The following is an 18,007-nucleotide window of genomic DNA, read 5'->3' on the forward strand; positions in this document are numbered from 1 at the left end:
TCATCGCGACGCGACAGCAACGGCCGGGGAAACCCGGCCGTTCGCGTTTCAGGCCACCAGCCGGCGCAGCGCTTCGCTGGCGCGCTGGAATTCCGCTTCGAGCACGGCCACGGCCACGGCGGGGCGGGGCAGCACGCCTTCGCGGGCCCCCACCTCGATGCGCTTCGCGGCGTCCGAGACCGCCATCGCGCCGAGATTGGCGCTGGAGCACTTCAGCGTGTGCGCCGGAGCGATCATCTTCTCCAGGTCGCCGCCACCCGCGGCCTCTTCGAGCTGCTGGATGTACTTCGCCGCGTCGACGAGGAACATCTGCACGAGGTTGCCGAATTCGGAACCCATCACCTCGCGCAGTTCGGCGAGCACGTCGTCGTCCAGCACGTTCGGCGCTGGGGTCGCCGGCGCCGGGGAGGGCGGGGTGACGGCTGCGGGGGCGACGGCCGACGGCAGCGGCGCCTCGGGCCGCTGCATGCCGGGGATGGCGGGCAGGGTCGGTGCGGCCGGCGCAGGCGCCGGACGGGCGGCAGGCGCCGGTGCGGGAGCGGCCGGAGCAGCGCTGCGGCGCGCGAGTGCGCCGCGCTGCAGCCAGCGCTTCAGGGTGTCCTCGAGCTGCGAGCGATCGACCGGCTTCGACAGGTAGTCGTCCATTCCCGCGTCGAGGCAGCGCTGGCGGTCGCCGGCCATCGCGTTCGCGGTCATGGCGACGATCGGCAAGCGCGGCAGCCGTTGGGCGTTCTCGTACTCGCGCCATTCGCGGGTGGCGGTGTAGCCGTCCTTCACCGGCATCTGGCAGTCCATCAGCACGACATCGAGGTTGCCCGCGGCCATGCGCTCCAGTGCGCGCTCGCCGTCGCCGGCCGACTCGCAGATGAGGTCCATCTGGGCGATCAGCTTCTGCGCGACGAGCAGGTTGACGGGGTTGTCCTCGACCAGCAGCACGCGCGCGCGACGGCCGATGGCGGCTTCCGAGAACGCGCCGACGCTGCTGCCCTGCGGCAGGGCGGCGACGGCCGGCGAGGGCGCTGGTTCGGCGCCGAGGCCGAAGTCGTCCTCGGCGTCGGCCGCGCCGGGCAGGGGCACGGCCTGGTCGGGCACGAGCAGGTCGGCCAGCCCCGATTTCAGGTCGGCCGACGCGGCGTCGCGTCGCAGCACGGCGACGGTCGCTGCGGCGGTGGTCTCCGGCGGCAGAGGCTCGGCGCCGGTCAGGAGCAGCAGTTTCAGGCCCGCGACTTCCGGCGACCGCGAGAGCGCGCGCTGCAGCACCACGGCGGCAGAGGCGCCGTCGCGCAGGTCGGCCACCAGCGCCTCGAAGCCGCCACCCATGCCGCGGGACGCGGCCGAACGCAGCATCTGCAGGGCCTCGGGCGGCGTGCTCGAGTAGGACAGGCGCAGGCCCCAGTTCTGCATGGCCGTGGCGAGGCGTTCACGCTGCGCCGGGTCGGGCGTCATCAGCAGGACGCGGGCGCCGGAGAGGTCGGCGCGCGCCGCAGGCAGGTCGCCGACGGCCTTGGACAGCGGCACTTCGAACCAGAAGCGCGAGCCCTGGCCGGGGTCGCTGTCGACGCCGATGCGGCCGCCCATCAGGGTGATGATGCGCTTGCAGATCACCAGGCCGAGGCCGGTGCCGCCATACATGCGCGTGGTCGAGGCGTCGGCCTGCGAGAAGGCCACGAAGAGCTGCGAGAGCTTGTCCTTCGGGATGCCGATGCCGGTGTCGACCACTTCGAAGCGCAGCGGGTGGTGCAGGCGCTCCTCGCCATTCTTCTGGATGCGCAGGGTGACGCGGCCCCGGTCGGTGAACTTGATCGCGTTGCTGAGCAGGTTCGACAGCACCTGGCGCAGCCGGGTCGGATCGCCGCGCACCGGCAGGCGCACGCCGGGATCGATCTCGAGGTGCAGCAGCAGGCCCTTCGTCTCGGCTTGCTTGGTCATCAGCCGGACGACCGATTCGGCGAGCTCGCGCAGGTTGAAGCCGGTGGTTTCGAGGTCGACCTTGTTCGCTTCGAGCTTCGAGTAATCGAGGATGTCGTCGACGATCCGCAGCATCTGCTTGGCCGAACCATGCGCCGTCCGCAGCAGGCCGGCCTGGTCGGCGGTGAGGCGCGCGGCCAGCAGCATGTCGATCACTGGCAGGATGCCGTTGAGCGGCGTGCGGATCTCGTGGCTCATCGTAGCGAGGAACTCGCCCTTGGCCATCATCGCGGCTTCGGTCTGCTTCTTCGCGTCCTTCAGCTCGAGCTCGAGGCGGCGGTGGCGCTCCAGCTCCTGCTGCAGCGTTTCCACCATGCGCTGGTTCTCGCTAGTGAGGCGCTGGTGCTCGGCGAGCAGCTCGCGCGCCTGGCGCAGGCCGCCCGGCACGACCACGGTCGCGCCGATGGTGAAGGCCAACGCGGCGATGACGGTGGGCCAGAAGGCACCGAAGGGCAGCAGGGCGAAGACCACGGCCAGCAGCAGGCCGCCGGCCGCCGCCAGGAGCAGCCAGCCCGCGAGCAGTCGGTTCGGGAGGCGTGGCGGCAGCACGTCAGAGGATCGCCTGATTGAAGTCGAAGTCGAGGGCGTCGGCGGCCTGCTGGACGAGGTTGCCCTGCACGAAGTCGACGCCGCTCATCCACAGCGTGGCGGCGGCCTGCGGGTCTTCGACGCCGTGGCCGATCACCTCGAGGCTGCGCCGGTGCGCGCGGTCGATGATGACCTTCAACTCGTCGCGGACGGCCGACGACGGCGCGCCTGTGGAGTACTTGCCGGCGAGCTTGATCAGCGAGAGCGGCAGCTGCTCCATCGTCGATTCGACCTCCGGGCCCGGCTCGAACTGCGACAGGCAGAACTGCACGCCGTCCGCCACCATCGCCGAGCAGAACTCCCGCAGCGTGCCGGTGTGCACGCTGGCGTCGGAAAGCCGCATCTCGAGCACCAGCGAGCCGCCCGGCACGTCGAGCGCGCGCAATTCGTTGCGCAGCCATTCGGCGTGGCCGCCATGCGCGAGCGTGTAGGGCGACTGGGTGACGAACAGCGTCATCGCCGCGCCGCGCTCACGCGCCTTGGCGATCTTCGCGATCGATTCGCGCAGCACCCAGCGGTCGATCTCGACGATGAAGCCGGAACGCTCGGCGGCCGGGATCACCTCGGCGGCGGTCATGCGCTTGCCGCTGCTGGTGTCGAGGCGCAGCAGGGCCTGGTAGCGGCTGGCCTCGCCGCCAGCGACCGCGACGATCGGCTGGTAGAGCAGCGACAGACGGCCGTCGGACATGGCCTCGCGCATGTCGTCGATCAGGGCCTTCTGGCGCAGCGCCTCTTCGGCCGCCAGCGGTCGGTAGAGGTCGATGCGGTCGGGACGCTTGCGGGCGTTGTGCGCGGTCTTCTCGACGGCGTTGAGCAGGGCGCCCGCGTCGGTGAATTCTTCCGCCAGCGGTGCGACGCCGGCGACGGCCGGGGTGATGACGCTCTGGTCGCCGAGGCGGAACTCGTGCGCGACCAGCGCCTCGCGCAGCTGCACGCCGAGCATCAGCAGCTCGTCGGGGTCGAGGCTCGCGTCGAGCACCAGGAAGCCGCCGTCCGCGAAGCGGCACAGCATGCGTTCGCCGGCCAGCGGCTTGAGCAGGTCGAGGGCTTCGACGTGCAGGCGCTCGAACTGGCCGAGGCCCAGCCGCTCGCGCAGCTTGGCGATCGTCTCCATCTCGAGGAACACCACGCCGCCGCGCGCGCGGCCTTCGGTGATGAGCTGGTCGATGCGGGCCATCATGCGGCCGCGCTCGACGATGCCGCTGTCGACGCTGCTGGCCACCGCGGCGGCGCCATCGGATTCGCGGTCGCGGATCTGCTGCACGTCGCGGTAGCGGCGGATGCGGCCCTGGACGCTGGCGATCAGGTGCTTCGGGCGGATCGGCTTGGCCAGGAAGTCGTCGCCACCGGCATCGATCGCGTTGAAGCGCACCTCCTCGTCCTGCTCCCCGGTGAGGAAGACGATGGGCGTGTGCATGAAGGCTTCGCGCTCGCGGATCAGGGCGGTGAGCTCGATGCCGTTCGCCACCGGCATGTGGAAGTCCATCAGGATCAGGTCGGGCTCGAAGGTGTCGAGCGTCGGCAGCACGTCGAGCGCGTCGAGGACGATGCGCGTGTCCATGCCGGCGTTGCGCAGCACGCCTTCGGCGAACAGGGCCTGGGCGCGGTCGTCCTCGACGATCAGCACGCGGTAGACCGGCTCGCCCGTGCTGAACAGGTCGCGCAGGCGGTTGGCCACGTCGATGCCGCCGTGCGGGCGGACCAGCACCGCGTCCATGCCGGCGCGGCGGGCCGAGAGCCGTGCCATCACGTCGTCGGTGTCGGTGATCAGCGCCATGCGGATCGGCTGGTTGGCGCGCATGCGGATGGGCTTCATCGCGTTGCCGATGCGCTCGATCGAGGCCGCATGCATGCGGTCGACGAGCACCACGTCAGCGGGCAGCGCCCCCATGAGTTCGACGAGCTCGTCGATGTCCGACAGCACGTCGACCTCGAACTGGCGGGAGCGCAACTGCTCGGCCAGGGTCTCGGCCTCGCGGCTTTCGTCGGACAGGAGGTAAAGCCGCAGCGCGGTCATGGGCAGCGATCCATTGCCAAAACGAGGACTTTCGAGTGTAGACGCGTCAGCGGGGGGCGGGCGTGTACCAGAGGTGGGGATGGGGGGGCGATTCATGGGCATGGCCGGCACGCAACGAGGCGGCGCGGCATCGGCCACCCAGCGTCGCCAGAACCCCAGGGGAAGGGCTTCGCCGCGGGGCGGGTGCGGCAGCATCACCAGGGAGCGCTCGAGCTCGTCGTGGCCGCCGGCGGGCAGCTGGTCGATCAGGGTCTCGAGCAGGGCACTGAACCGGGCACCCAGGATCGGGTCCGGCAGGTCCTGTTTCTCCAGCGGGCGGGCCAGCGACTCGGCCAGCAGCAGCGCGGTGTCGACGGCGGGGCTGCGGCCGAGGGCGTGCAGGCCATGTACGAGTGGCCCCAGCTCTTCGCGGATCTGGGCGACGGCGTTGATGTCCCAGCCGGTGCGCCGCGCACGACGCACGCGGCGTTCCAGCAGCCGGCAGCGGTGGCGCAGCACGGGCGCGAGGTCTTCGGCCGCGATTTGGCCGGCTTCGAGGGCGGCGGCAACGGACACGGGCGGCGGGCTCCAAGGGGTCCCCGCATTGTTGGTCGCCCCCCGGAACGCGGCAATCCGCGTTCATCAAGATTCACACTTGTGACGCGGTTCGCGTTTTGTTTTCTTGTCTTTTGCTGAAGCCGCGGACCAGCCGCCAGCCCAGGTAGAGCCCGCCGGCCGTGAAAACGAGCAGCAGCGAGGCCGCCAGGACCGGCGCGAGCAGGGTCAGGGTCAGCCCGCCGACGGCCACGGCGTCCTCGGTGCCCGAGGCCACCCAGTTCGAGACCGGTTCGGGCGAGGCGTTGATGGCCACGCGGGTGCTGCTCTTCAGGGTGTGGGTGGACAGGGCGGCGGCACCGCCGAGGGCCGCGGCGGCAATGCTCCACTCGCCGTCTGGCGCGAACGCCGCCGAGGCCAGGAAGGCTCCGGCAGGGACGCGGGCGAGCGTGTTCACGAGGTCCCAAGCCGAATCGACGCCGGGGATCTTGTCGGCGAAGAACTCGACCACGGCGAGGGCGCCGGCGGTGCCGAGCACCCATGGGGAGGTGACGACCTCCATCCCGGCCGGCAGGGACACCCAGCCGAGCAGGGCGGCGATGCCGACGCCGAACACCGTGAGGTAGGCGCGGACACCCGCGAGGCAGGCGAGGGCGAGGCCAAGGGCGAACAGGGGAGCTTCGGGCACGGCGGCACTCCACGGGGCGGCGGGGGACGGCCGGAGTATGGAAGCGATGGCTTGACCCTGCCTGAAGGGGGCCGCTATACCGGTCGCCCCCGTGCCGGATCCGAGCCGTGAGCCACCAACGCGACGACGATTCCCGCTTCATCGTGGTGCCCCGCCGCACCTCCGACCGCGTGCGTCGCCTCGCCGTGTGGGTCGGCTGGCCCCTGTCGCTGGTGCTGCTCTGGGGCTGGATGGCATGGCGCGCCGAGCCGGCGCTCACGGACCTGCGGGCCGAGCACGGCGAGCTGCTGAAGCTGCACGCCGATGCGCGCGCCGAGCTGGAATCAGCCAAGCAGCAGGTCGCGACGCTGTCGCGCTCCGAGCAGATCAGCCGCGCCGCGAACCTCGAAGTGCAGGAGACCCTGGCCGAGCGCGACGAGGAGATCGCCGCCCTGCGCGCCGACGTGGCCTTCTATGAGCGACTGGTGGGCGCCACCGGGCAACGCCGCGGCCTTTCCGTGCATGCGGCCGAGTTCCAGCCCGAAGCCGGCGGCAGCTGGCGCTACACCCTGACCCTGACTCAGAACCTCAATCGCGGCGCGATCAGCGCCGGACGCCTGCGTTTCGCCGTGGAAGGCGTGGCCGACGGGGCCTTGAAGACCATCGACTGGGACACGTTGCGGCAGGCCGACAAGGCCCCGGGGCAGGCGTATTCTTTCCGCTACTTCCAGAAGCTCGAAGGCAGCATCGTGCTGCCGGCGGGCTTCACCCCGCAGCGCGTCCGCGTGACTTTGGACGGCGGCGGTGGCCCCATCGACGCCACCCTGCCCTGGCAGGGCGGCGCGGCCCCCTGATTCCCCCAAAGGATCGTCCCATGCTCGGTTTCGGTGATTCCAAGACCCGCGCGCCTCGCGCCGGCGGCAGTGTCGACACCCTCATCGGCCCGCAGGTGGTGCTGCGCGGCGACGTGCAGTTCGCCGGCGGCCTGTACCTCGAAGGCCAGCTGATCGGTCGCGCGCTGGCCGAGGCCGGCGCCGAAGCGACGATCACCGTGGCCGCTCGCGGACGCGTCGAGGGCGAGCTGCATGCGCCGGTGATCGTGATCAACGGGTTCGTGAAGGGCGACGTGCATGCCTTCGAGCGGCTCGAGCTGGGCCCGGAAGCCCGCGTCGAAGGCAACCTGCACTACGCCGTCATCGAGATGGCGGCCGGCGCCGCGGTGACGGGGCAGCTGGTGCATGTGCTGTCCTCGGCCGCACTGGCGTCCAGCAACGGTGCGGGCGGCAAGCCCGCCACGTCGCCCCGCACCACCGCCGAGCGCGAAGCGACGCCGGCCTGACGGGCGACGTGCTTGAATCCGATGTCGCCGAACGCCACCTCATGCCCATGACCACGCCCAGCTACCAGGATCTCGACGCCCCCTTGGGCTTCACGCCGGCCGCCGCGGCCAAGGTCGCCGCGCTGATCGCCGACGAGGGCAATGCCGAGCTGAAGCTGCGCGTGTACATCACCGGCGGCGGCTGCTCGGGCTTCCAGTACGGTTTCGAGTTCGATGAGGCCAGCAACGAGGATGACGTCGCGGTGCAGCGCGACGGCGTCACCCTCGTCGTCGATCCGCTCAGCCTGCAGTACCTGATGGGCGCCGAGGTCGACTACCGCGAGAGCCTCGCCGGCTCGCAGTTCGTCATCCGCAATCCGAACGCCAAGACCACCTGCGGCTGCGGCAGCAGCTTCTCGGTGTGAGCCTCTCGGGCTTCGCTTTCGTCGACGGCGGCTTCGACCGCGCCGCACACCTTCGCTCCTCCACCGAGGCCCTCGATGCCGCTTGGCCCGGGGCGCGCGTGCTGCGGCTCGATGCCGAATCGCGCAGCCTCGACGAGGGCGAGTTCGCCGATTGGCCCCACGGCGAAGCCTTGGCCAGCGAGCGCCCGGACGATGCGGCGTTCATCGGCCTCGTCGAGGGTGTGGCCTGTTTCGCCTGGGAGCGTCTGGCCGAAGGGGCCCCCACCGTCGACCTGCGCCGCGCCGGCCTGCAGTGGCCGGGCCGCGAGGCCGCGCTGTTCGCCGCCGCCGCAGGCCTGTTGAACTGGCAGCGCCGCGCGCGCTTCTGCGGCGTCTGCGGCACGGCCGTGGAACGTCGCCAGGCCGGCTGGGCTGCGCGCTGCCCGGGCTGCGGCCTCGAGGCCTACCCGCGCACCGACCCCGCCATCATCGTGGCCGTCAGCTCCGGCGATCGGCTGTTGCTCGGCCGCCAGCGCAGTTGGCCCCCGGGCCGCTGGTCGGTGGTGGCCGGCTTCGTCGAGCCCGGCGAATCGCTGGCCCAGGCCGTCCACCGCGAGGTGTTCGAGGAAACCCGCGTCGAGGTGGGCGCCGTGCGTTACGCCGGCGACCAGCCCTGGCCCTTTCCGATGGCGCTGATGCTCGGCTTCCATGCCGAAGCCGCGCCCGATGCCCCGGCGCCGGAAGTCGACGACGAGCTCGAAGCCGCACGCTGGTTCACCCGCGAGGAGGTGCTGGCCGGGTTGGCGGTCGGCGACACGCCGCGCGGTGCCGAGCCGCCGCCGCTGGCGTTCGCGCCTCGGCTCTCGATCGCCCGCGCCTTGATCGAAGCCTGGGCCGACGGCACCTCCTGAGGCCACCGCACGAGCCCTTCGCGCCCGCGCGCTAGACTCCCCTTCCGCACGCGCCGTCGCCTCCAGACCGGATGTCCATCACCCTCGTCGCCGTCATCGCCGCCCTGCTGCTCGGCCATTTCGCCAAGCCGTTGGCCGCGCTTCGCCACCACGATGGCTTCGTCGCGTGGCTGGGTGTGCTGGGCGCCGAGGGCGGCAGCCTGCGTCGCGCCGCGCTGTGGTTCGGCCTCGGCCTGCCGCTGGTTCTGCTCGCTGCACTGCAGTGGTGGCTCTCGGGCTGGGCCTACGGCCTCCCGAGCCTGCTGCTTGGCATCGCGGCAGTGTTCTACGCCTGGGGCCCGCGCGATCTCGACCTCGATGTCGAAGCGGTCATCGAAGCCGACGGCGCCGAGGCCCGGCGCGAGGCGGCCAAGCCGCTGTTTCCGCAGCGCGACGATGCCGTCATCGAGGGCGGCCCGCTGGTGGAAGCGGTGTTCCGCTGCGCGCTGTGGCGCTGGTTCGGGCCGCTGTTCTGGTTCCTCGTCCTCGGCCCGGTCGGCGCGGTCGGCTACCGGCTTGTCGCTCTCTCGGCGCAAGGCGCGGCGCAGCAGCGCCTGCCGGAAGCGCAGCGCAGCACCGCGACTGTTCTGCTCGGCGTGCTCGACTGGCCGGTGGCGCAGTTGATGACGCTGACGCTGGCCCTCGCCGCGGATTTCGACGCGGTGATCGGTGCCTGGCGTCGCTGGCATGCCGACGGGATCCGTCTCGGCCTCGGGCATCTCGAGGCTGCCGCGCGCGTGAGCGTGGCGGTCGAACTCGCCGAGGAAGAGGCCTACGCGGCCGATGGCCCGGCGCAGGCTCCCGCGCTGCTGGAACTGCGCGATGCGATGAGCCTGGTGTGGCGCATCCTGGTGATCTGGATGGGCGTGCTGGCGCTGTTCGTCGTCGCGGGGTTCGTCGGGTAGCGGCGGCGGGTAGACGCCGTGGCGAAGGCCGCCAACGAGGCTGGCCCGCCCCGTCACCTTGGTCGCGAAGTTCCCGGCGGTCGATCCGAAGGGGGCGTCCCTGCCCCTCGGATCGATGGCGCATCCTGCGCCACCCTTCGGGCTGCGCCTGGAGATCGCGCCGGGGCTCCTTAGTCGCCTCGCTGGCGGCCTTCGCCACGGCACGCGCCTCGCGCATCCTCCATCGGTGTCGGAAGATCGTGGAGCGCAGCTCCCGCGAGGCGGGCGTGACAGCGAGCTCTTCCGCTATGCCGCGTCACCCCGCAGCGCGCGCACTTTCTCCTCGAGCAGCGCCGCGGTGGCGGTCTCGCCCGGCACCGCCGTGGTGGCTTCGATGCCGATCGCCGCGCGGAAGCGGCGCGGGAGGCGCATGCGGCCCAGCGCCGAATCGCGGCGGCTGAACAGACTGCCCCAGAGGTTCTTCAGCGCCATCGGCACCACCGGCACCGCGCGGCGGCCGAGGATCTTCTCGACGCCGGGGCGGAACGTCGCGATCTCGCCGTCTTTCGTCAGTCCGCCCTCGGGGAAGATGCCGACGATCTCGCCGTTCGCCAGCGCCGCGTCGATGCGGTCGAAGGCGCGCTGCATCAGTTCGGGGTCCTCCTTGCTTCCTGCGATGGGGATCGCACCCGCCGCGCGGAACACCCAGTTCATGACCGGGATGCGGAAGATCTTGTAGTACATGACGAACTTCACCGGCCGCGGGATGGCGCCGGCCAGCAGCAGGGCGTCCATGTAGCCGACGTGGTTGCAGACTACGAGGGCCGCGCCTTCGTCCGGGATGTTCTCCTCGATGCCCTTGGTGTCGATGCGGTACATGGCGAGTGTCGCCAGCCACACCAGGAAGCGCATCAGGAACTCGGGAACGAGACTGAAGATGTAGATCGCCACGACGGCGTTCAGCGCCGCGGTGACGAGGAAGAGCTGCGGAATCGACAGGCCCGCAGGGCCAAGCAGCAGCACCGCGAGCCCCGCGGCGATCACGATGAAGAGGGCGTTGACGATGTTGTTGGCCGCGATGACGCGCGAGAGCTGCTCGCGCGGCGCGCGCTGCTGCACCAGCGCGAACAGCGGCACGATGAAGAAGCCGCCGAAGACGCCGATCAGCGCGAGGTCGATGGCGATGCGCACGCTGCCTTCGGCCGCCAGGAAGCCGCGCCAGTCGAGCGCATTGGCGCTGCCGGCGGCGACTTCCAGCGCGTGCACGCTGGCCTGCGGCTGCGCCAGCCACAGGTCGATGCCGAACACCGTCATTCCGATGGCGCCGAGCGGCACGAGGCCGATCTCGACGGTGCGGCGCGACAGCGTTTCGCACAGCAGCGACCCGAGCCCGATGCCGAGCGAGAACAGCGTCAGCAGCAGCGGGATCACCGTCGCATCGCCGCCGAGCACGTCGATGGCGTACTTCGGCAGCTGGGCGAGGAACAGCGCGCCGAAGAAGAAGAACCAGCTGATGCCGAGCACCGAGTTCAGCACCGCGCGCTGGCCCTTCAGCGTCGCCAGCGTCGACACCGTGGCGCGGAAGGGATTGCGGTCGACGACGAGGTCCGGCGCGGTGGCGGGCGCTTCGGGCACGAAGCGCGCGGCGATGTAGCCGACGACGGCGATGGCGATGACGGCGAGCGAGGCCAGCAGTGGGCCGTTCTCGTACTCGCTGATCAGCACGCCGCCGAAGATCGTGCCGACGAGGATGGCGAGGAAGGTGCCGGTCTCGACGAGGCCGTTGCCGCCGGTGAGCTCCTCGGGCTTCAGGGCTTGCGGCAGGATCGCGTACTTGATCGGGCCGAACAGCGTGCTCTGCGCGCCGAGCAGGAACAGCACGCCGAGCAGGAAGGGCAACGAGTCCAGCCAGAAGCCGACCGCCGCGAGCACGGCGATGACGATCTCCAGCAGCTTGATGCGGCGGATCGAGCGCGCCTTCTCGTACTTCTCCGCCCACTGGCCGGCGGTGGCGGAGAACAGGAAGAAGGGCAGGATGAACAGCGCGCTGGCGAGGTTGGCCCAGAGGCTGCGTTCGTCGCTGCTCAGCCCGACCGCCTTGACGGTGACGAGGATGACCAGCGCCTGCTTGAAGACGTTGTCGTTGAACGAACCCAGCGCCTGCGCGAGGAAGAACGGGGCGAAGCGGCGTTGGGAAAGCAGCGCGAACTGGCTGTGCGACATGGCGGGCTCCGAGGGCCCGCAGAACGTAGCAAACCTGCGAGGGCTCAGGGCTTGGGCAGCACCGGGGCGCTGGCGGCGAACGTGGGGCGCATCGAGAAACGCGCCAGCCAGGTCGCGAGAAGCGGGGCCTGCGCGCGCCACGGGCGGTGGGGCAGGCGGAAGTCGATCCACTCCAGCGCGCTGCCGACGGCGAGGTCGGCGAGGGTGACGCCGGCGCCTTCGAAGAACATCGGCGGCACGCCCTCCGTCGCGCGCGCCGCGAGGTGGCGTTCGAGTTCGCCAACGGCGCCGTCGATCTTCAGCCACTGCCAGTCCATCCACGCGGTGCTGCGCTGCTCGGGCGTGCGACCCGGCCACACGGATTCGAGCCGGACCAGCACGGCGGCATCGAGCAGGCCGTCGGCAAGCGCTTCGAGGCGCTTCACGCGCATGCGTGCCGCGAAGTCCTCGGGAAGCAACCGCGGGCCGGGCTGGGCATCCAGCCATTCAGCGATCACCGGCGAATCGAACCAGGCCTCGCCGTCGTCGGTGACGAGGCAGGGCACCTTGCGCAGCGGATTCAGCGCCGCGACCGGGCTGGCCGGGTCGAGCACGTCGACTTCGACGAGCTCAAGTTCCAGGCCTTTCTCGGCGGCGAGGGCGCGCGCCTTGCGGGCGAAGGGCGAGGGCAGGGAGCAGAAGAGCTTCATGGTCGCCTCCGATGCGCGGTGGAAATCAGCCCTGCTCGCGCGCCACCGCGCGCCAACCGATGTCGGTGCGGTGCAGTTCGTTCGCCCACGAGATTTTCGCGACCGCCTCGTAGGCCTTGCGCTGCGCCTCGCGGATGTCCGCACCCTTGGCGCACACGCAGAGAACGCGGCCGCCGCTGGTCTTCACCGCGCCGCCGTCGAGCGTGGCACCAGCATGGAAGACCTTGGCGAAGGCGGGCACGGCGTCGAGGCCATGGATCACGTCGCCGGTGATCGGCGTTTCGGGGTAGGGCTTGGCGGCCATCACCACGCCGAGCGCGGGTTCGGGCGACCAGCGGGCTTCGATCGCGTTGAGCTTGCCGTCGATGGCGGCTTCGACGAGATCGACCAGGTCGGAGTCGAGGCGCAGCATCACCGGCTGGGTTTCCGGGTCACCAAAGCGCACGTTGAACTCGATGACCTTGGGGTTGCCCGCGGTGTCGATCATCAGGCCGGCGTAGAGGAAGCCGGTGAACGGCACGCCGTCGGCGGCCATGCCGCGCACGGTGGGTTCGACCACCTCGCGCATCACCCGGGCATGCACCTCGGGCGTGACCACGGGCGCGGGCGAGTAGGCACCCATGCCGCCGGTGTTCGGGCCGGTGTCGCCATCGCCGACACGTTTGTGGTCTTGGCTGGTGGCCATCGGCAGCGCATGCACGCCGTCGACCATCGAGATGAAGCTGGCCTCCTCGCCGTCGAGGAAATCCTCGATGACGACGCGCGATCCGGCGCTGCCGAAGGCGTTGCCGGCCAGCATGTCGCGCACCGCGGCTTCGGCTTCGGCCACGCTCATCGCCACGATCACGCCCTTGCCGGCAGCGAGTCCGTCGGCCTTCACCACGATGCGGGTGTCGTTGAGTTCAGCGGTGCGCGCGCGGATGTAGGTGCAGGCCGCGTCGACGTCGGTGAACACCTCGTAGCCCGCGGTGGGAATGCCGTGGCGCTTCAGGAAATCCTTGGCGAAGGCCTTGCTGCCTTCGAGCTGCGCGGCCTTTGCCGTGGGCCCGAAGATGCGCAGGCCGGCGGCGCGGAAGCGATCCACCACGCCCGCCACCAGCGGCGCCTCGGGGCCCACGACGGTGAGCGCAACGCCTTCGCGTTGCACCAGCGCGAGCAGGCCGTCGAGGTCGGTCGCCTTCACGTTGACGTTGCGGCACTTGGTCTCGGTCGCGGTGCCGGAGTTGCCGGGCGCGACAAGTACTTCGCTGACGCGCGCGCTCTGCGCGAGCTTCCAGGCCAGCGCGTGCTCGCGACCGCCGTTGCCGATGACGAGGATTTTCATGAGGGGCTGCCTTCGCGAAGATTCAAAAGTTGCATGGACACGAGTTTTTGGCCACCCGCAACGCGTTGCTGCCCGATCTCGCGGAAGCCGAGTCGATCGTGGAAGGCCTTCGAGCCGGGGTTCGGCGGATCGAGGTTGTATTCGCAGACGAGGGCGTTGATGCCTTGCTGGCGCGCGTGATCAGACAGGTGCTGGTAGAGCTGTTTTCCGATGCCTTGGCCCGCGGCGCGGGCATCGACCACGATGCGATCGATGTAGACGAAGCGCGGCAGGCGTGCGGCGAACCAGCGGAAGTTGTCGTTGTCGTAGGCCGCCGTCTCATCCATCGCCAGCAGGAAGGCCACGGGGTCACCTTCCTCATCGACCACCCAGTGCGCGCAAGCGATGGCATCGAGTTCGACGAGACGCGCCGCGTCCATAGCGCTGGTCTGTGCCACCTCCGCCGCGTTCAGCGCGACGATGCGCGCGTGGTCGGCGGCGGTGGCGGCGCGGATCGGCATCGGCTCTTCAGTGCTTGAAGTGGCGCGTGCCGGTGAACACCATCGCCATGTCGTGCTCGTCGGCGGCGGCGATCACCTCGGCGTCGCGCATCGAGCCGCCCGGCTGGATCACGGCACGAATACCGGCCTTGCCGGCGGCATCGATGCCGTCACGGAAGGGGAAGAAGGCATCCGAGGCCATCACCGCACCCGGCACCACGAGGCCGGCTTCTTCGGCCTTCAGCGCAGCGATCTTCGCGCTCACCACGCGGCTCATCTGGCCCGCGCCGATGCCCACCGTCTGCGCGTCTTTCGCGTAGACGATGGCGTTGGACTTCACGTACATCGCCACCTGCCACGCGAACACGAGGTCGGCCATCTCCTCGGCGCTCGGCTGGCGCTTCGTGACGATGCGGCCATCGCCGGCAGCCCAAGGCGTCACGTCGGCGTCCTGCACGAGCAAGCCGCCAGCGATGCGCTTGTAGTCAAGCGCCTTGGCCGGCACATCGAGCGCGCCGCAGGACAGCACGCGCACGTTAGGCTTCTTCGCGAACACGGCCACGGCCTCGTCGCTGACGACCGGCGCGATCACGACTTCGACGAACTGGCGCTTGAGGATCTCTTCCGCCGTGCCGGCGTCGAGCGGACGGTTGAAGGCGATGATGCCGCCGAAGGCCGAGGTCGGGTCGGTGGCGTAGGCGCGGTCGTAGGCGGCGAACACGTCCTGCGCCACGGCCACGCCGCAGGGGTTGGCGTGCTTCACGATCACGCAGGCCGGCTGGTGGAACTGCTTCACGCACTCGAGCGCGGCATCCGCATCGGCGAGGTTGTTGTAGCTGAGCTCCTTGCCCTGCAGGAACTGCGCGGTGGCGACGATGCCCATCGGCGCGCCGCGCTCGACGTACAGCGCGCCGCGCTGGTGCGGGTTCTCGCCGTAGCGGAGCTTGCTGCCGAGGTCGAGCTGCAGATTCAGCGTGCTCGGCCACTCGGCGGCCTGGGCTTCGTCCTCGACGCGCGCCGAGAGCCACATGCTCACCTTGCCGTCGTAGCGCGCGGTGTGAGCGTAGCCCTTGGCGGCGTAGCCGCGGCGCTGCGCGGCGGTCGTGCCGCCGGCGGCGAACGCTTCGAGGAAGCCGTCGTAATCGGCCGGGTCGGTCAGCACCGCGACGCGGGCGTGGTTCTTCGCTGCCGCGCGCAGCATGGCCGGGCCGCCGATGTCGATGTTCTCGACCGCGTCCTCGTACGTGCAGTCGGGCTTGGCGACCGTCGCTTCGAAGGGGTAGAGGTTCACCACCAGCAGATCAATCGCTTCGATGCCGTGCTGGGCCATCACCGCGTCGTCGGTGCCGGCGCGGCCCAGCAGGCCGCCGTGCACCTTCGGGTGCAGGGTCTTGACGCGGCCGTCCATGATTTCCGGGAAGCCAGTGACCGACGAGACATCGGTGACGTTCAAGCCCGCATCGCGCAGGGCCTTGGCCGTGCCGCCGGTGGAGAGCAGCACCACGCCCTTCGCCGCGAGGGCTTGCGCCAGCGGCAGCAGGCCGGTCTTGTCGGAAACGGACAGCAGGGCCCGGCGGACGGGCTGGCGGTGGTCGGTCATGCGGCTCCCTCGGCCCGTCACGGGCGGAAAGACGCGAATTATACGGGGCGGCGAGCGGCCCCGGCCCGTGCGGTCAGCCCAGCAGGCCGACGGCTTCGAGCTTCTTGCGCAGCGTCGCGCGATTGATGCCCAGCACGGCCGCGGCGCGGCTCTGGTTGCCCTCGCAGTGCTTCATTACTTCGGTCAGCAGGCCGGTTTCCATCTCGGACAGCATCAGCGCGTAGAGCGAATCGGCCTCGCACTCGCCGCGGTCATGCAGGTAGCGGCGCGTGGCGCGGCCCACGGCCTCGCGCAATGCGGGCACGGCCGGAGCGGCTTCGGCACGGGAATGAAGAGCGTTCACGGAGACCCCAGGATCGAACCCGTCGGCCGTCCAGTGGACGACGGGGAGGGGGAGTCTGCCCCAATTCCGGACGCCGCGCGACCTCGACTTTGGTGTCAGTGGAAATCGAACTCGAAGGCCACGGCGCGGTTGCCCGGATCGAGGATTTCCAGGGCCACCGTGGCCGATTGGCCGGGGGCCAGGCCCTCCCGGGACGGGCTGCCGCCGAGGTATTCCACCGGCTGGAAGCGCCGCAGGCCGATCCGTTGGCCGTCGAGGTCGGTGAGGGCCAGTTCCAGCTGGGGCCAGCCCTGCGTCCAGGCCGCGTCGTTGCGGAAGCTGGCCGTCACCAGCAGGGCCTGGCGATTGGTCGGGTGGGGCTGGATCTCGCGGCTGAGCACGACGAAGGCCCCCGGCTCGTGCCAGGCCGGCAGGGCGCAGCCCAGCGAGGCGCAGACGCGTTCCATCCACGGGCGCCAGGTCGGGCTGGCGGCGAAGCGCTCACGGTCGGCCAGCACGATCTGCACGAGCAGCACCAAGCCGGCGGCGACCAGCAAGGCGCCGACGCGCCACCGGCCCGCCCGCGAGAGCGGGGCGATTTTCGGGGGCGGACGGACGAAGCTGGGCAGCGGGCGCGGCATGGCGGCGGAGTGTACGGGTCTCAGTGCGCCCGGCGACGGCCGGTGATGCGCACCCAGTCCTCGCGCTGGGTGACGACCAGCTCGTCGAACCACGCCGAATAGCGCTCGACCAGCGCCTCGTCCTGGCCCTTGAGGATGCCGGAGAGCGCGATCACGCCGCCCGGCGCCACGCGCGAGGCGAGCACGTCGGCCAAGGCCTCCAGCGCGATCGCGAGGATGTTGGCGACGACGACCGGATACGTCGCCTTCGGTTCCTCGGGCGGCAGAAGCACGTTCATCCGCTCCGCCACGCCGTTGCGCAGCGCGTTGTCGGTGGTGGCGAGGATGGCCTGCGGGTCGTTGTCCACACCCATCGCACGCGCCGCGCCGAGCTTCAGCGCCGCGAGCGCGAGGATGCCGCTGCCGCAGCCGAAATCGAGCACCGTCTTGCCGGTGAGATCGAGGCCATCGAGCCAGTCGAGGCAGAGCGCCGTCGTGGCGTGCGTGCCCGAGCCGAAAGCGAGGCCCGGGTCGAGGCGCACCACGGCGGCGTTCGCGGCCTGCGCGGCCTCGGGCAGCGCGTGGTCCCACGGCACGATCCAGGTGCGCGTACCGAAGGCCATCGGCTGGAACTGGTCCATCCACGCGCGCACCCAGTCCTGGTCATCGACGACGCGGAACGAGGCCGAAGCGAGGTCCGCACGCGGATCGATCGATTCCAGCGCGGCCAGCAGCGGCTCGCGCGGCACGGCTTCATCGAACAGCGCCACCACGAGGCAGTCGGCCCACAGCGGCGTCTCGCCCACGCCGGGCTCGAGGATGGCCTGCTCGTTCGTGGTGTCGGCCTGCGGGTCGAGCAGGGTGACGCTCATCGCGCCGAGGTCGGTGAGCGCGCGCTCGAGCCAGGGCTCGTCTTTGGCGCGGCAGCGCAGGGAGAGTTCGAGGTGGGGCATGGGGGCATTGTAGGATGCCCGCATGTCCCAGCACTCCCAGGCCAAGCGCGCGGCCCGCAAGAAGCGCGAAAAGAAGGCGGCGAACGCGGCCGCCTCTCGCCGCACCGGCACGCCCTTCGTCGCGCATGCGCAGCTCGTCGATGACGCCGGCGCCTTCGTGGCTGCCGGTGGGCTCTACGGCGACGAGTGGGTGATGGTGGTGGCCGGGCGCGCGCTGGACGGCATCGACAGCCCGGGCCTGCTGATCGCCATGCTCAAGCACACCGCGTCGCGCTGTGAATCGGAAGGCCGCAGCACCACGCTGCGGATGTCCCCGGTGCTGGAGAAGGCCGCGGCCGAGGAAGCCGCCGAGGGCGGGCACACGCTCGAGGAATGGCTGGCGATGCTGGAGGCCGAACGCGCCGAGCACGCCGAGAAGAAGCGCGCCGCGGCGGCAGCCGCCGGGCCGGACCCGAACTTGCACTGAG

General features: G+C 70.7%; 17 protein-coding genes. 6 read left to right on the top strand and 11 right to left on the bottom strand.

Going from position 1 to position 18,007, the window contains the following annotated elements:
• Positions 1 to 48: 48 nt before the first annotated feature.
• The 3 genes from O9255_RS13180 to O9255_RS13190 all read right to left on the bottom strand — a co-directional run bounded on the left by O9255_RS13180 (position 49) and on the right by O9255_RS13190 (position 5,795).
• Positions 49 to 2,517: a hybrid sensor histidine kinase/response regulator gene (locus O9255_RS13180; protein WP_297867328.1), complete on the bottom strand. Its 2,469-nt coding sequence runs from the start codon at positions 2,515 to 2,517 to the stop codon at positions 49 to 51.
• Position 2,518: 1 nt separating this feature from the next.
• On the bottom strand, positions 2,519 to 5,128 hold the full coding sequence (locus O9255_RS13185; protein ID WP_297867329.1) for an EAL domain-containing protein: 2,610 nt from the start codon (positions 5,126 to 5,128) through the stop codon (positions 2,519 to 2,521).
• A 73-nt stretch (positions 5,129 to 5,201) separates the two neighbouring features.
• Positions 5,202 to 5,795, bottom strand: a complete 594-nt coding sequence (locus tag O9255_RS13190; RefSeq protein ID WP_297867330.1) for a DUF4126 domain-containing protein — start codon at positions 5,793 to 5,795, stop codon at positions 5,202 to 5,204.
• A gap of 140 nt (positions 5,796 to 5,935) precedes the next feature.
• Here O9255_RS13190 and O9255_RS13195 point away from each other — a divergent pair, with 140 nt between their 5' ends.
• The 5 genes from O9255_RS13195 to O9255_RS13215 all read left to right on the top strand — a co-directional run bounded on the left by O9255_RS13195 (position 5,936) and on the right by O9255_RS13215 (position 9,351).
• Positions 5,936 to 6,628 carry a DUF6776 family protein gene (locus O9255_RS13195; protein ID WP_297867358.1) on the top strand — a complete coding sequence of 231 codons (693 nt, stop codon included), beginning with the start codon at positions 5,936 to 5,938 and terminating at the stop codon, positions 6,626 to 6,628.
• A gap of 20 nt (positions 6,629 to 6,648) precedes the next feature.
• Complete coding sequence (locus O9255_RS13200; protein ID WP_297867331.1) at positions 6,649 to 7,113, top strand: polymer-forming cytoskeletal protein; 465 nt, start codon at positions 6,649 to 6,651, stop codon at positions 7,111 to 7,113.
• 41 nt (positions 7,114 to 7,154) lie between these two features.
• Positions 7,155 to 7,517, top strand: a complete 363-nt coding sequence (gene erpA / locus O9255_RS13205) for an iron-sulfur cluster insertion protein ErpA (RefSeq protein WP_297867359.1) — start codon at positions 7,155 to 7,157, stop codon at positions 7,515 to 7,517.
• On the top strand, positions 7,514 to 8,407 hold the full coding sequence (gene nudC / locus O9255_RS13210) for an NAD(+) diphosphatase (RefSeq protein WP_297867332.1): 894 nt from the start codon (positions 7,514 to 7,516) through the stop codon (positions 8,405 to 8,407). The genes erpA and nudC overlap by 4 nt, the downstream gene beginning before the upstream one ends.
• Before the next feature lie 71 nt (positions 8,408 to 8,478).
• The gene (locus tag O9255_RS13215) at positions 8,479 to 9,351 is read left to right on the top strand and encodes a hypothetical protein (RefSeq protein ID WP_297867333.1); all 873 of its coding nucleotides are present in this window, start codon (positions 8,479 to 8,481) and stop codon (positions 9,349 to 9,351) included.
• Between the two features lie 285 nt (positions 9,352 to 9,636).
• On the opposite strand, the gene O9255_RS13220 is transcribed toward O9255_RS13215, so the two are convergent.
• From O9255_RS13220 to prmA, 8 genes are all read right to left on the bottom strand, one after another.
• A complete protein-coding gene (locus tag O9255_RS13220; RefSeq protein ID WP_297867334.1) occupies positions 9,637 to 11,553 on the bottom strand; it encodes an MFS transporter in 1,917 nt (638 codons plus the stop codon).
• Between the two features lie 44 nt (positions 11,554 to 11,597).
• Positions 11,598 to 12,242, bottom strand: coding sequence for a glutathione S-transferase N-terminal domain-containing protein (locus O9255_RS13225; RefSeq protein ID WP_297867335.1), 645 nt, complete (start codon positions 12,240 to 12,242; stop codon positions 11,598 to 11,600).
• Positions 12,243 to 12,267: 25 nt separating this feature from the next.
• The gene (purD, locus tag O9255_RS13230) at positions 12,268 to 13,566 is read right to left on the bottom strand and encodes a phosphoribosylamine--glycine ligase (RefSeq protein WP_297867336.1); all 1,299 of its coding nucleotides are present in this window, start codon (positions 13,564 to 13,566) and stop codon (positions 12,268 to 12,270) included.
• Positions 13,563 to 14,066, bottom strand: coding sequence for a GNAT family N-acetyltransferase (locus O9255_RS13235; RefSeq protein WP_297867337.1), 504 nt, complete (start codon positions 14,064 to 14,066; stop codon positions 13,563 to 13,565). Before O9255_RS13235 ends, purD begins: the two co-directional genes overlap by 4 nt.
• Positions 14,067 to 14,073: 7 nt before the next feature.
• Positions 14,074 to 15,645 carry a bifunctional phosphoribosylaminoimidazolecarboxamide formyltransferase/IMP cyclohydrolase gene (gene purH, locus O9255_RS13240; protein WP_297867338.1) on the bottom strand — a complete coding sequence of 524 codons (1,572 nt, stop codon included), beginning with the start codon at positions 15,643 to 15,645 and terminating at the stop codon, positions 14,074 to 14,076.
• A gap of 73 nt (positions 15,646 to 15,718) precedes the next feature.
• A complete protein-coding gene (locus O9255_RS13245) occupies positions 15,719 to 15,988 on the bottom strand; it encodes a helix-turn-helix domain-containing protein (RefSeq protein ID WP_297867339.1) in 270 nt (89 codons plus the stop codon).
• A 95-nt stretch (positions 15,989 to 16,083) separates the two neighbouring features.
• Positions 16,084 to 16,608: a DUF3426 domain-containing protein gene (locus O9255_RS13250; protein WP_297867340.1), complete on the bottom strand. Its 525-nt coding sequence runs from the start codon at positions 16,606 to 16,608 to the stop codon at positions 16,084 to 16,086.
• Between the two features lie 20 nt (positions 16,609 to 16,628).
• Positions 16,629 to 17,540, bottom strand: coding sequence for a 50S ribosomal protein L11 methyltransferase (gene prmA, locus O9255_RS13255; protein WP_297867341.1), 912 nt, complete (start codon positions 17,538 to 17,540; stop codon positions 16,629 to 16,631).
• Between the two features lie 22 nt (positions 17,541 to 17,562).
• Between prmA and O9255_RS13260 the strand changes: the two genes are divergently transcribed.
• The gene (locus O9255_RS13260) at positions 17,563 to 18,006 is read left to right on the top strand and encodes a hypothetical protein (RefSeq protein WP_297867342.1); all 444 of its coding nucleotides are present in this window, start codon (positions 17,563 to 17,565) and stop codon (positions 18,004 to 18,006) included.
• Position 18,007 lies beyond the last annotated feature (1 nt).

The sequence above is a fragment of the Silanimonas sp. genome, assembly GCF_027530345.1.
In the GTDB taxonomy this organism is placed as follows: Bacteria; Pseudomonadota; Gammaproteobacteria; order Xanthomonadales; family Xanthomonadaceae; genus Silanimonas.